This is a genomic window from Antiquaquibacter metalliresistens, from assembly GCF_029211225.1.
Taxonomy (GTDB): Bacteria; Actinomycetota; Actinomycetes; order Actinomycetales; family Microbacteriaceae; genus Rhodoglobus; species Rhodoglobus metalliresistens.
In genome coordinates this window covers 408,158-420,127 of the sequence record NZ_JARGEM010000003.1, presented here as the reverse complement: position 1 = coordinate 420,127, position 11,970 = coordinate 408,158, and the positions used below count along the sequence as shown (strand labels likewise).

13 protein-coding genes are annotated in these 11,970 nt (G+C 69.8%); 4 read left to right on the top strand and 9 right to left on the bottom strand.

Going from position 1 to position 11,970, the window contains the following annotated elements:
- Positions 1–18 precede the first annotated feature (18 nt).
- From PYV02_RS07675 to PYV02_RS07645, 7 genes are all read right to left on the bottom strand, one after another.
- Positions 19–1,317 (bottom strand): ABC transporter permease, encoded by a 1,299-nt coding sequence (locus PYV02_RS07675; RefSeq protein ID WP_275757797.1) that lies wholly within the window; start codon positions 1,315–1,317, stop codon positions 19–21.
- On the bottom strand, positions 1,314–2,039 hold the full coding sequence (locus PYV02_RS07670; protein ID WP_275757795.1) for an ABC transporter ATP-binding protein: 726 nt from the start codon (positions 2,037–2,039) through the stop codon (positions 1,314–1,316). The genes PYV02_RS07675 and PYV02_RS07670 overlap by 4 nt, the downstream gene beginning before the upstream one ends.
- A complete protein-coding gene (locus PYV02_RS07665) occupies positions 2,036–3,049 on the bottom strand; it encodes an efflux RND transporter periplasmic adaptor subunit (protein WP_275757793.1) in 1,014 nt (337 codons plus the stop codon). The genes PYV02_RS07670 and PYV02_RS07665 overlap by 4 nt, the downstream gene beginning before the upstream one ends.
- Before the next feature lie 240 nt (positions 3,050–3,289).
- Complete coding sequence (locus PYV02_RS07660; RefSeq protein WP_275757791.1) at positions 3,290–4,966, bottom strand: ribonuclease J; 1,677 nt, start codon at positions 4,964–4,966, stop codon at positions 3,290–3,292.
- Between the two features lie 50 nt (positions 4,967–5,016).
- Complete coding sequence (dapA, locus tag PYV02_RS07655) at positions 5,017–5,991, bottom strand: 4-hydroxy-tetrahydrodipicolinate synthase (protein WP_275757789.1); 975 nt, start codon at positions 5,989–5,991, stop codon at positions 5,017–5,019.
- Between the two features lie 1,052 nt (positions 5,992–7,043).
- A complete protein-coding gene (locus PYV02_RS07650; RefSeq protein ID WP_275757788.1) occupies positions 7,044–7,592 on the bottom strand; it encodes a dihydrofolate reductase in 549 nt (182 codons plus the stop codon).
- A complete protein-coding gene (locus tag PYV02_RS07645; RefSeq protein WP_275757786.1) occupies positions 7,589–8,398 on the bottom strand; it encodes a thymidylate synthase in 810 nt (269 codons plus the stop codon). The genes PYV02_RS07650 and PYV02_RS07645 overlap by 4 nt, the downstream gene beginning before the upstream one ends.
- Before the next feature lie 79 nt (positions 8,399–8,477).
- On the opposite strand from PYV02_RS07645, the gene PYV02_RS07640 reads away from it, so the two are divergent.
- The 4 genes from PYV02_RS07640 to PYV02_RS07625 are packed head-to-tail and all read left to right on the top strand — an operon-like array spanning position 8,478 to position 10,800.
- On the top strand, positions 8,478–8,909 hold the full coding sequence (locus tag PYV02_RS07640; RefSeq protein WP_275757784.1) for a TlpA family protein disulfide reductase: 432 nt from the start codon (positions 8,478–8,480) through the stop codon (positions 8,907–8,909).
- A 21-nt stretch (positions 8,910–8,930) separates the two neighbouring features.
- Positions 8,931–9,455: a DUF4395 domain-containing protein gene (locus PYV02_RS07635; RefSeq protein ID WP_275757782.1), complete on the top strand. Its 525-nt coding sequence runs from the start codon at positions 8,931–8,933 to the stop codon at positions 9,453–9,455.
- Positions 9,456–9,491: 36 nt separating this feature from the next.
- A complete protein-coding gene (locus PYV02_RS07630; RefSeq protein ID WP_275757780.1) occupies positions 9,492–9,917 on the top strand; it encodes an OsmC family peroxiredoxin in 426 nt (141 codons plus the stop codon).
- A 1-nt stretch (position 9,918) separates the two neighbouring features.
- Positions 9,919–10,800, top strand: a complete 882-nt coding sequence (locus PYV02_RS07625) for a TIGR01777 family oxidoreductase (protein ID WP_275757778.1) — start codon at positions 9,919–9,921, stop codon at positions 10,798–10,800.
- Here the strand turns inward: PYV02_RS07625 and PYV02_RS07620 are convergent.
- Positions 10,789–11,232 carry a hypothetical protein gene (locus PYV02_RS07620; RefSeq protein WP_275757776.1) on the bottom strand — a complete coding sequence of 148 codons (444 nt, stop codon included), beginning with the start codon at positions 11,230–11,232 and terminating at the stop codon, positions 10,789–10,791. The two genes, PYV02_RS07625 and PYV02_RS07620, sit on opposite strands and share 12 nt — an antisense overlap.
- The gene (gene dapB / locus PYV02_RS07615; RefSeq protein ID WP_338056609.1) at positions 11,229–11,960 is read right to left on the bottom strand and encodes a 4-hydroxy-tetrahydrodipicolinate reductase; all 732 of its coding nucleotides are present in this window, start codon (positions 11,958–11,960) and stop codon (positions 11,229–11,231) included. Before dapB ends, PYV02_RS07620 begins: the two co-directional genes overlap by 4 nt.
- Positions 11,961–11,970: the final 10 nt, after the last annotated feature.

Below are 11,970 nucleotides of genomic sequence, written 5' to 3'. Positions count from 1 at the left end.
GCGCACATCCTGCCAGGTCTAGTACCGGATCGCGTCGATCACCTTCACCCGCACGGCCACGAGTGCGGGCAGCAGCCCGGCGAGAGCACCGACGAGGGTCGCCGCGCCGAGCCCCATGAGCGCCGCCTCCACCGGGAAGGGCGGCACGTCGACGAGCCCCGGCGCGATGAAGTTCTGCACGATCGGGCTCTGCACGAGCGCGATCGCCAGTCCCACGCCGACGGCGCCGGCGACGAAGGTCGCGACGACGCTCTCCATCATGACCGCGAAGAAGACTCGGGGCGCGGTGGCACCGAAGGCGCGGCGGATGCCGATCTCCCGGATGCGCTGCCGCACGGTCACAAGCGAGATGTTCACCAACCCCAGCGCGCCCAGCATCAGGATCAGCACGGCGATCCCCGCGAGCACGAGACGGATCACGGCGGTCGGGTCGTCGTTGCCCCAGGCGAGGTAGTCCTGCCGGTTCACATCGACCTGCCAGTCATCGCCGAATGCCGCGGCGATGTCCCGCTTGATCAGCGTCGTCAACTGCTCCGCCAGGTCGATCGGCACCCAGAACTCCACCTGGGGGAAGGCCTGGGCGACCGCGGCGGGCCCCGCCAGCGCCTCCCACGCGCTGCCCAGCATGAACATCGAGTAGTAGCCGTCTTCATAGGGCATGGGCGGTGTCACGCCGACGATCACCGCGGTGACATCCTGGTCGCCGAGGATGGTGACCGTGGGGTGGCTCTCCAGCGGCGGGGAACCGATGCGCTCCCAGAACTCGTTGTTGACCACGAGCGCCGGCGCGAAACGCAACTCGTCGCGGTCGGTGAACCAGCGGCCCTCACCGAGCTCGATTCGGTGCATGACGCCGAAATCCACGTCGACGGCCTGCGTGCCCACCGAGGTCGCGCCATCCGGGAACTGCACGGTGCTGTCCACCCAGACGTTCGAACTCGAGTACTCGATGGCGTAGCGCTCGACCGCGGTCGCGACGGCATCCCTGAAGCGCCCGGCGTCCGCTTGCGCGCCCGAGACCGGGTCATACGGCGTGCCGAGCACGAGGGTCGCGGGACGCCCGGATCCGCGCTCGAGTTGCTCGACCTGGGCCTGCTGGGCGATCGCGCCGATGCCGAGCACGCTCGTCAGGGCGGCGACGGCGACCCCGACGCCGATGAGGCTCAGCAGCACGCGACCGCGATGCACTCGCAGCTCGTCCCATGCCTCGACGACCGAGCCGACGAGCGCGCTCGTGGGTCCGCCGCGCTCGGCCGCCAGCGCTCGTCGGGCGAGCGCCGTGCTGCGGCGCGGTGCGGGCTCCAACTCGGTGCTCACAGCGTCGCCTCCGGCAGCGAGATCGCGAGCACGCGGTTGACGTCGACGGGTGCGAGCACGCCGCGGTCGAGACGGTAGTGACGGCGCGCGAGCGCGGCGACGTTCGCGTCGTGCGTGATCGTGATCAGGGCCGCACCCGAGTTCTCGGCGACCTCGTCGAGCAGGGCCATCACCGAATTGCCGGTCTCGATGTCGAGAGCCCCGGTCGGCTCGTCCGCGAGGATGAGCCGCGGCCCGCGCACGAGCGCGCGTGCGATCGCGACGCGCTGCTGCTCGCCCCCGGAGAGTTTGTCGGGGGTCGAGGCCATGCGGTGTTCCAGCCCCACCCGCTCCAGCATCTCGGCCGCCAGCGCGGTGCGGCGCCAGAACTGCCGTCCCTTCGAATAGAGCAGCGGCGTGACGACGTTCTCGAGGGCCGTGCGACCCTGCAGCAGGTTGAACTGCTGGAAGATGAACCCGATGTCCTTGCCCCGCTTGCGGTCGCGTCGGCCGCCCGAGAGCTTCTCGAGCGGCTCGTCGTCGAAGCGGATGCTGCCGCTCGTCGGCGTGTCCAGCAGTCCGAGCAGGTTCAGCAGCGTCGACTTGCCCGATCCGGACCGGCCGACGATGCTCACGTGGTCGCCGACCTCGACGTCGAGGTCCACGCCCTTGAGAATCTCCAGGCGCTCACCATCCGGCAGTTCGACCGAGCGGGTCACCGCCTCGAGCGAGAGCAGCGTCATCCCTGGCAGACCGTTCCGCCGTCGGGCAGCATGGTGCAGTTCTCGCCCTTGATCCCGCCCATCGGATCCGATGGAGCACCCGGCACGAATTGCAGGATCAGGTCACCTTCCTCGAGCCCTCCGGTCACCTCCACGTTCTGACCGTCACTGAGCCCGAGGGTGACCTCACGCAGTTCGGTGGAACCGTCCGGGAGCACGAAGTAGACGTTGCCCGTGCCACCGCCGCCCTCGACCGCGGTGGTCGGCACGATGAGCACGCCCTCGGCGATGCCGCCCGCGATCACCACCTCGGCAGTCAGACCCGCGAAGACGGTCACCTCGGCGGGAACCGCGCAACGCACGACCGGTCCGCCGGTGGACCCGGTGCCGCCCGTGCCCGTGCCGGGTCCCGCGCCCTCGCCGGATCCTTCGCCCGCGAGCGCCGTCGTGATCGTCAGTCCGGTGCAGGTGAACGGTGCCGGGCCGCCGTTGATGGTGACCTGGGCATCCGCCGGTCGCTCGATGAGTCGATAGAGCTGTTCGGGCGGGATGCTGCCGCTGACGTGGAAGCTCGGAGGCGCGACCTGCCCGATCGTCCCGCCGATCTGGTACTGCTGACCGACGAGCACCGCGAAGCTCGACAGCACGCCGGAGGCCGGCGCCGTGACGATCGACCACTTCGTGCCGCTCGTGCCATCGGGATAGACCACCTCGGCGCGCAGCTTGAGCAGCTCCTGCCCGGCCGAGACCGATTGGCCCTGGCCCGCGAGCACCTCCCGCACCTCGCCCGTGAGCGTCGCGATGATCGGCACCGCCTCGTCGGCGGCGACGGTGCCACTGAGGGTCACGTCGTTGCGCACGTCACCGCGCACGACCTCCCACTGCGGCTCGGTGATCTCCGCGCCGGGCTGCGGCGGGGAGCTCGCCTCGGACGAGTCGGGGAAGAACGCGATCTTCACCAGCGCCGCGGCGATGGCGGCGAAGACGACGATCCAGACGATCGGAAAGACCCATTTGCGTGCGATAGCCACGTAGCGACGACTCCAGTGCTCGGAACAACGACCCGTCAACGCTATGCGGGCGCGGGTTCCAGAACATCACACCCGAGGATGATTCGAAAGCCCAACGTTCCGCGTGGCTGGAACGTCAAGCGCGATCGATCCGGCGAGGCCGGATCGACGAATCACAGCGCCACCGGGTGATCGAGGCTACGCCTCGATCGATCCGGCGAGGCCGGATCGACGAATCACAGCGCCACCGGGTGATCGAGGCTACGCCTCGATCACCACCGGCACGATCATCGGGCGGCGGCGGTGCTGGGTGTTGACCCAGCGGCCGACCGTGCGGCGGATCACCTGTGCGAAGGCGTGCGTGTCGCGAGTGCCGTTCTCGGCGGCATCGGTGAGCGCCTTCACGACCTGCGGCAGCACGGTGTCGAAGACGTTCTCATCCTCCGCGAAGCCGCGGGCCTGGATCTCCGGGCCGACGATCACCTTGCCGGTCTGCGGGTCGACGGCGACGAAGATCGAGATGAAGCCCTCCTCGGCGAGGATGCGGCGATCCTTGAGGTCGGCATCCGTGATCTCGCCCACGCTCGAACCGTCCACGTAGACGTACCCGAGATCGAGCTGCCCCACCACCTTCGCGATGCCGTCCCGCAGATCGATCACGGTGCCGTCCTCGGCGATGATCGTGTTGCTCTCCGGCACCCCGGTGAGCATCGCGAGGTCGGCGTTCGCGACGAGGTGACGCTGCTCGCCGTGCACCGGCAGCACGTTCTTCGGCTTGATGATGTTGTAGCAGTAGAGCAACTCGCCCGCGGCGGCGTGCCCGGAGACGTGCACCTTCGCGTTGCCCTTGTGCACCACGGTCGCACCGAGCTTCATGAGCCCGTTGATCACGCGGTAGACGGCGTTCTCGTTGCCGGGGATGAGGCTCGAGGCGAGGATGACCGTGTCGCCCTTGCCGATCTCGATCTGGTGTTCCAGGTTCGCCATGCGGGCGAGCACCGCCATCGGCTCGCCCTGACTGCCCGTGGACATGTAGACGATGCGGTCGTCGGGCAGGTCGAGGGCCTTCTTCGCGTCGATCAGCACGCCGTCGGGCACCTTGAGGTAGCCGAGCTCGGCGGCGATCCCCATGTTGCGCACCATGGAGCGCCCCATGAGCACGACCTTGCGGTTGTTGGCGACCGCGGCATCCAGCACCTGCTGCACGCGGTGCACGTGGCTGGAGAAGCTCGCGACGATCACCCGGCGCGGCGCCTTCGCCATGACCGCCTCGATCACCGGGCCGATGTCGCGCTCGCTCGGGGTGAAGCCGGGGACATCCGCGTTGGTGGAGTCCGGCATGAACAGGTCGACGCCGGCCTCGCCGAGGCGTGCGAAGGCGCGCAGGTCGGTGATGCGGTCGTCGAGCGGAAGCTGGTCCATCTTGAAGTCGCCGGTGTGGAGCACGACGCCGGCGCGGGTGGTGATGGCGACGGCGAGCGCATCCGGGATCGAGTGGTTGACCGCGACGAACTCGAGCTCGAACGGACCGAGGCGTTCGCTCTGCCCCTCCGCGACCGTGAGCGTGTACGGCTTGATGCGGTGCTCCTTGAGCTTGGCCTCGATGAGGGCCAGCGTGAGCGTCGAGCCGATGATCGGGATGTCCTCGCGCAGCTTCAGCAGGTATGGCACCGCACCGATGTGGTCCTCGTGCCCGTGCGTGAGCACGATGCCGAGCACGTCGTCGAGACGGTCCCGAATCGAGCTGAAGTCCGGCAGGATCAGGTCGACGCCCGGCTGGTTCTCCTCGGGGAAGAGCACACCGCAGTCGACGATGAGGATCTTGCCGTCGATCTCGAACGTCGTCATGTTGCGTCCGATCTCACCGAGACCACCGATGGGGGTGACGCGCAGCGTGCCGGCGGTGAGGACGGGCGGATCGGAGATTGAGACTGGCATCGGTTCCTTGTGCTTGAGTGTGTGGGGCCTCGAGCCCCCGGTTGAAGCGTTTAGCGGGTGGTGCCCGCGACCTTCGGGAGTGCGCCGCCCGCGGCGGCATTGCGGTCGGGGCGGAAGTTGTCGAAATCCACTCCGGGGATGTTCTTGACCAGGTCGAGATCGTCCTCGATGATCGCCGCCTCGAAGTCCTCCGGGCCGACGAGTGGCAGTCGCACCCGCGGACTGGCGATGCGCCCGAGGCCGTGCAGGATGTACTTCGCCGCGACGGTCCCGGGCACGTGGGTCATCACTGCGCGCACGAGCGGCTCGAGGGACTTGTGGGCCGCGGTGGCGGTCGTCAGATCCCCGGCGTTGACGGCGTCGACGATCTGCCGGTACGGCGTCGCGGTGATGTTGCCGGTCACGCCGACGAGTCCGGTCGCACCGATCGACAGGTGTGGAAGCACGTTCGCGTCGTCACCGGAGAAGTACAGCAGGTCGGTCTGGTTGAGCACGCGGCTCACCTCGGCGAAGTCACCCTTGGCGTCTTTGACGGCGAGGATGTTGGGGTGCTTCGAGGCGCGCACGAGCGTCTCGAAGCGGATCGGCACACCGGTGCGCCCCGGGATGTCGTAGAGCATGACGGGCAGGTCGGTGGCGTCGGCCACCATGCGGAAGTGTGTAAGGATGCCCGACTGGGTCGGCTTGTTGTAGTACGGCGTGACGACGAGAGCGCCGTCGGCGCCGGCCTTCTCGCTGGCCTTGTACAGCTCGATCGCGTGGGCGGTCTCGTTCGAGCCGCCACCGGTGATGATCGTCGCCCGCCCCGCCGCGACGGCCTTGCCGACTCGCACGAGCTGGATCTTCTCCTCGTCCGTCAGGGTCGAGGTCTCGCCGGTCGTTCCGGTGACGACGATGCCGTCGGCACCCGCGGTGATGACGTCATCGATGTGCCGCTCCACACCGGCCCAGTCGACTTCGCCGTCGGAGGTGAACGGAGTGACGAGCGCGATGAGCACTTGGCCGAAGGGATTGGTCGTTGACACGGTGTCCAGGCTACCGCGTGAGGCCTACCGGCGGCCCCCGCGGCACCGCGCCGACTGGGCCAAGGCCGGGCCGACGCCGACCACCAGCCTCGTTCCTTCGGCGGGCGTGCCCGCCCAATGCAGCACGACGCTGCCCGTCGGCGCACGCAAGCGTGACGCGTTCGCAGCCACTTCGACGTGGAGCGCGTCGTCTGCCCGGTGGATGATCCCGTGGAAGGCCAGGGCGCTCACGCAGGTCAACCGACCACCGATCCGTGACGCCTCGAGGATCTCGGGCGGGAGCTCCCGCAACGCGTACACGCCCCGGCGGACCCGGATCACCCGGCCGTACCCGACGACGGCCTCGAATGTTTCGCCTGCTGTAGCCCGAGCTCAGCAATTCCGCCGTGGTCGCGATGCCGCCCAGTTCCTGAACCCGTCGAGTGATCATGACGCGATCCTTCCGCGTCGGCGTCTTCCCCGCTCCCCCCTCGCCGAACCCGTCGGCTCTCGATGGATCCGACACCCGTGGAGGAGCAGTCAGACCGTCACACGCCACGCGCCGTTCGCCACTCGCTGCTCGCTGCTCGCCACTCGCTGCTCGCCACTCGCTGCTCGCCACTCGCTGCTCGCCGCTCGCTGCTCGTCGTGGGCCGCTCGTCGCGCGCCGACCGATGCTCACCACACCATCGGACCATCCCCTTGGCCTCCTCGCCGAATTCAGGAGACCCTCCTGAGTTCGGTACAGCGACCTCGGAAGCGACCGGCGCCAAGGCGCCGCTCTGAGCGGTACGCCGCCGCCAGCGGGCGGCGCAGGAGCTGCCGAGTGGACATGTCCGGCGTGCCACCAGCGAGTGAGAGCGCTACCACGCGGCGCGCAACTCAGGAGGTCCTCCTGAGTTGCGCGAGTCCCGCAGAAGGGAGTGCTTCGCGCCGTCAGGAAGAGCGTGCCGAGGGCTGCGGCTGCAGCTGGTGCTTCCGCCGCTGCTGCGGCTGCGGCTGCGGCTACGTTGCGGCTGCGGCTGCGGCTGCGGCGAGCGGGGAGGCTCGGGGCGCCGCCGGGCCGCCGCCGGTCAGCGGCGGTAGCGGAGGAAGCGGAAGCGGGGTCCGGAGCGCGAGTCAGTCCAGGGCGTTTCGGCGTCCAGGTGCCAGTGGGCATCGATCGTCGGCGCGTGGGTGTCGCCCGCGTAGTCGCCGGCGACCTCGGTGACCTCGAGCACGCTGGCCCGGTCGAGGAGAGCGGCGTACAGCGAACCGCCGCCGATGATCCACGCATCGACCGGGGCCTCGATGCCCTGTTGGGGCGGTGCGGGCGACGAGGACGGTGCGGGCGACGAGGACGCGACCAGGGCGAGCGCGGCATCCAGGTCGTGAGCGACCTCGGCGCCGTCCGGCGTCCAGTCGGTCTGCCGGGTGACGACGATGTTGCGGCGACCATCGAGCGGACGGAAGCGCTCCGGAAGCGACTCCCACGTGCGGCGACCCATGATCACCGGATAGCCCATCGTCACGGCCTTGAAGTGAGCCATGTCCTCGGGGATGTGCCACGGCATCACACCGTCGACGCCGATCACCCCGTCCGCTGCCTGGGCCCAGATCATGCCGAGCCGCGGCGCGCTCATACCGCGACGGCTCCGCGGATGGCCGGGTGGTGCTGGTACCCGATGATCTCGAAGTCCTCGTACTCGACATCGAAGATCGAATCGCGCGAGCGGTTCAGCGCCAGGCGTGGGGCGGGATACGGCGCCCGCGTCAACTGCTCGGTGACCTGCTCGACGTGGTTGTCGTAGATGTGGCAGTCACCGCCGGTCCAGATGAAGTCCCCGACGGCGAGCCCGGTCTGGTCGGCGATGAGGTGGGTGAGCAGGGCGTAGCTCGCGATGTTGAAAGGCACCCCGAGGAACATGTCGGCGCTGCGCTGGTACAGCTGACAGGAGAGCCTGCCGTCCGTCACGGAGAACTGGAAGAGCGCGTGACACGGTGCGAGCGCCATGTCCGGGATGTCCGCCGGATTCCAGGCGGAGACGATGAGCCGACGCGAATCCGGATTGGTGCGGATCTGGTCGATCACCTCGCTGATCTGGTCGATGTGCCGACCATCGGGTGTGGGCCACGAACGCCACTGCACCCCGTAGATCGGGCCGAGCTCGCCGTCGGCGTCCGCCCACTCGTCCCAGATCGTCACGCCGTGCTCGCGCAACCACTCCACGTTGCTGTCGCCGCGCAGGAACCACAGCAACTCGTACGCGAGGGACTTGAAGTGCACCCGCTTCGTCGTCACGAGCGGGAAGCCCTGCGAGAGGTCGAAGCGGATCTGGCGACCGAACACACTGCGGGTGCCGGTGCCGGTGCGATCGGACTTGTGCACGCCATGGTCGAGCACGTCGCGCAGCAGGTCTTCGTACGGGGTGGGGATCGCGGCATCCATCGACTCAGGCTACCGCCGCCCACCCGTAACAGACCGCAACACTCCCCCGCGTCGGGCGCCGGGAACCTATCGTTTGGCCATGGAACCGATCGGCGTGGCCCTGACCCTCTCGGGTCTGGTCGTGCTCGCGACGGCGCTCGGCCTGGTGTGGCGTTCCCGCCAGGGCCGCGTGCGTCACACCGACGGCCGCACCACGGTGCGCGTCGCCGACGTGCCCGGCGTGCGCCGCTTCGCGCGCGGCGCGACCCTGCTGCAGTTCTCGACGGAGGTCTGCGCACCCTGTGCCGCCACCCGCACGGTGCTCGGGGATGTCGCGCACAGCCGCACCGGCGTGGCCCACATCGATCTCGACGTGACCCAACGCCCCGATCTCGCGAGCCGCTTCCACGTGATGCAGACCCCGACGACGCTCATCCTCGACGGCCGGGGCGTCGTGCGTGCCCGCATCGGCGGCGCCCCGAGACGCGACGCCGTGCAGGCCGAACTCGACCGCATCCTCACCACTGCGTAACCATCAGCCCAGGAGCCACGCATGTCGACCACCAGACCCACCCTCGCCGCCAAGCCCGGCCAGCAGGGCATCGACCCCCGCAGCCCGCGATTCGGGGCCGGCATCACCGCGGTGCTGCTGCTCATCGTGATCGGCCTCGGCCTCAGCACCCCGATCGGCGGCACGCTCGCCGCCCGGGCCACCGAGCCGGCGTTCCTGCTGTTCGTCATCATCACCGCGCTGTTCGGCTGGGGCGCCTTCGCAGGCGTTCGACGCCACCCCTACGGCGCGCTCTACCGCGCGCTGCTGCGACCCCGTCTGCAGGCGCCCGCCGAGCTCGAGGATCCGATCCCGCCGACCTTCGCGCAGGGCGTCGGCTTCGTGATCTCGCTCATCGGGGTGGTGCTGCAGCTGGTCGGGGTGCCGTACGGGCTCGTGATCGCCGCCGCCGCCGCGTTCGTGGCCGCGTTCCTCAACTCGGTGTTCGCCTACTGCCTGGGATGCCAGATCTACCTCCTGCTCGTGCGCGTCGGCATTCTCGGCCGCAAGGGTGCCGCTGCCGCCTGAGCCCGCCTAGGGTGGAACCGACGAAAGGCGGATCCCATGGCAGTGACCAGCGAAGCGACCACCCTCTGGTTCGGCGACCTCTTCACCGGCTCCGGCACGACCTCGCTCGACTCCTCCGACGCGGGCGAGTTCCCCGTCACCTGGGCCGCGCGCTCCGAGGGCGCCGTCGGACTCACGAACCCCGAGGAGTTGCTCGGGGCCGCCCACTCGGCGTGCTACTCGATGGCGTTCTCCAACGCCCTCGCCGGCAACGGCACCCCGCCGGAGAGCCTGCAGGTGACCGCCGCCGTGACCTTCGTTCCCGGCGAGGGCATCACGGGCAGCCACCTGCTCGTGAGCGCGAAGGTTCCCGGCCTGGCCGAGGCCGACTTCCAGCGGCTCGCGGAGGAAGCGAAGACGGGTTGCCCGGTGTCGAAGGCGCTCGCGGGCATCCCGATCACCCTCGAAGCCAGTCTCGCCTGACGTGCGCGTACTCGTCGCGGGTTCGACGGGCTTCATCGGCACCGAGCTGTGCCGACAGTTGGAGGAGCACGGCCACACCGTGCTGCGGCTGACCCGCGGGCAGCCGAACGGGTCGAACCGGTTCGGCTGGTCGCCGCAGGAGGGCACCATCGACCCTCGAGCGGTCGAAGAGGCGGACGCGGTGGTGAACCTCGCGGGGGCGACGACCGGGCGCATCCCGTGGACCAGGTCGTACAAGCGCGAGATCCTGCACTCCAGGGTCGACGGCACCCGCACGCTCGCGGAGGCGATGGCGGCCGCGGCGAACCCGCCGGCGGTCTTCCTCAACGGCTCGGCGGTCGGCTACTACGGGGATCGCCCCGGGGAGCCCCTCACCGAGGCCTCCGCCAAGGGCGAGGGGTTTCTCAGCGACGTCGTCGAGGCCTGGGAACTCGCGGCGAGGCTCGCGCCCGAGGGCACGCGAGTGGTCACCTTCCGCACCGGTCTCGTCGTGGGCCGCGGCGGCGCGTTCACCCCGCTCATCCCGCTGACCCGCCTCGGGCTGGGCGCTCGCCTGGGCACCGGGCGGCAGCACTGGCCCTGGATATCGCTGCACGACGAGGCCGCCGCCATCCGGCACCTGCTGGGCTCGGCCCTGTCCGGCGCGGTCAACCTCGCGGGTCCGACTCCTGCGACGGCCGACGAGGTGACGCGCTCGCTCGCGGAGGCATTGCATCGCACGCAGCGACTGGCCGTGCCGGAGTTCGCGATCCGGATGCTCGGCGACGCCGGCCGGGACCTGCTGCTCGCGAGCGAACTCGTCGTTCCCACCCGCCTGGTGGAAGACGGCTTCGTCTTCCGGCACGCCACCGTGCGCGAGGCAATGGCGGCGCTAGCGGCCTGAGCGTTCGAGCGCGATCGCGCGACGGGTGGCCCAGCGGGCACGACGCCGGTCGCCGCTCGCATCGTAGGCGAGCCCGAGCCGCAACCACGCCCGCCAGGAGCCCGGATCGGCCTCCACCTCGGCCTTGTAACGTGGGAACTCGGCGTCGGCCGCGACCGGGTCCGGCCGCCCGCTCGGCAACCGCGGCAGGTCGTCCACCGGCAGCCCGCCCTCGGCGCCCAGCATGCGCACCAACCGCTGCCCACGGCGCACGAACACCAGCTCCGAGACGAGCGTGAAGGCACCGAGCAGCGGCAACACCGCGAGGGCGATGCCGAGCGCTTTCGCCGCGGGCGCGTCCGAGGTGATGAGCAGGACCGCGTATTGCGCGACGAACGCCAGATACAGGGCGAGCAGCCCCGCCATCACGAGCGCGCCGATGCGGCTCGTCATGTCAGGTCGATGAGCTTGTCGAGCCCCACGACGACACCCTGCACCCCGGGCACTGCGCGCAGGGCGAGAGCGATGCCCGCCTCGTAGGCGCTGGGCGAGAGGGTCTCGTGCGTGATCGTGAGCACCTCGCCGGTGCCGCCGAAGAACACCTCCTGCTTGGCGACGACGCCCTGCAGCCTCAGGCTGTGGATCGGGATGCTCGCCACCTGCTGCCCGCGGGCGCGCTGGTCGACGTGCGGAGCCGCCACCGGCCCCAGCTCGCCACGGGCCTCGCCCATCAGCTCGGCGGTGCGCACGGCGGTGCCGGACGGGGAGTCGAGCTTGCTGGCGTGGTGCGCCTCCACGATCTCGATCGACTCGAAGAATCTCGCGGCCTTCGCCGCGAACGAGGTGGCCAGCACCGAGCCGATCGAGAAGTTCGGAACGATCACCACTCCCGCGTCGCCGTTGTCCGCCACCAGACGTTCCAGGGCGACGATGCGCTCCGCCGTCCAACCGGAGGTGCCGACGAGCACCTTCAGCCCGTTGGCGACGGCGTGCTCGACGACGGTCGGCGAGATGGCGGGCACGGTGACATCCACGGCGATGTCAGCGTCGTTCATGCCTGCCAGGTCGTCACGGGAGCCCAGGCTCGCGACGAGCTCGAATCCGGGCTCGGCCTCGACGATGCGGCTGACGAGGGCACCCATGCGGCCGGTCGCGCCGACGACGGCGACTCTCGTGGTCATCCCGCAAGGC

Coding starts and splice junctions, on each gene's coding strand:
- PYV02_RS07670 (WP_275757795.1), bottom strand. CDS start 2,039: ATGACGCTGCTCTCGCTCGAGGCGGTGACCCGCTCGGTCGAACTGCCG.
- PYV02_RS07660 (WP_275757791.1), bottom strand. CDS start 4,966: ATGCCAGTCTCAATCTCCGATCCGCCCGTCCTCACCGCCGGCACGCTG.
- PYV02_RS07650 (WP_275757788.1), bottom strand. CDS start 7,592: ATGAGCGCGCCGCGGCTCGGCATGATCTGGGCCCAGGCAGCGGACGGG.
- PYV02_RS07645 (WP_275757786.1), bottom strand. CDS start 8,398: ATGGATGCCGCGATCCCCACCCCGTACGAAGACCTGCTGCGCGACGTG.
- PYV02_RS07640 (WP_275757784.1), top strand. CDS start 8,478: ATGGAACCGATCGGCGTGGCCCTGACCCTCTCGGGTCTGGTCGTGCTC.
- PYV02_RS07635 (WP_275757782.1), top strand. CDS start 8,931: ATGTCGACCACCAGACCCACCCTCGCCGCCAAGCCCGGCCAGCAGGGC.
- PYV02_RS07630 (WP_275757780.1), top strand. CDS start 9,492: ATGGCAGTGACCAGCGAAGCGACCACCCTCTGGTTCGGCGACCTCTTC.
- PYV02_RS07620 (WP_275757776.1), bottom strand. CDS start 11,232: ATGACGAGCCGCATCGGCGCGCTCGTGATGGCGGGGCTGCTCGCCCTG.
- dapB (WP_338056609.1), bottom strand. CDS start 11,960: ATGACCACGAGAGTCGCCGTCGTCGGCGCGACCGGCCGCATGGGTGCC.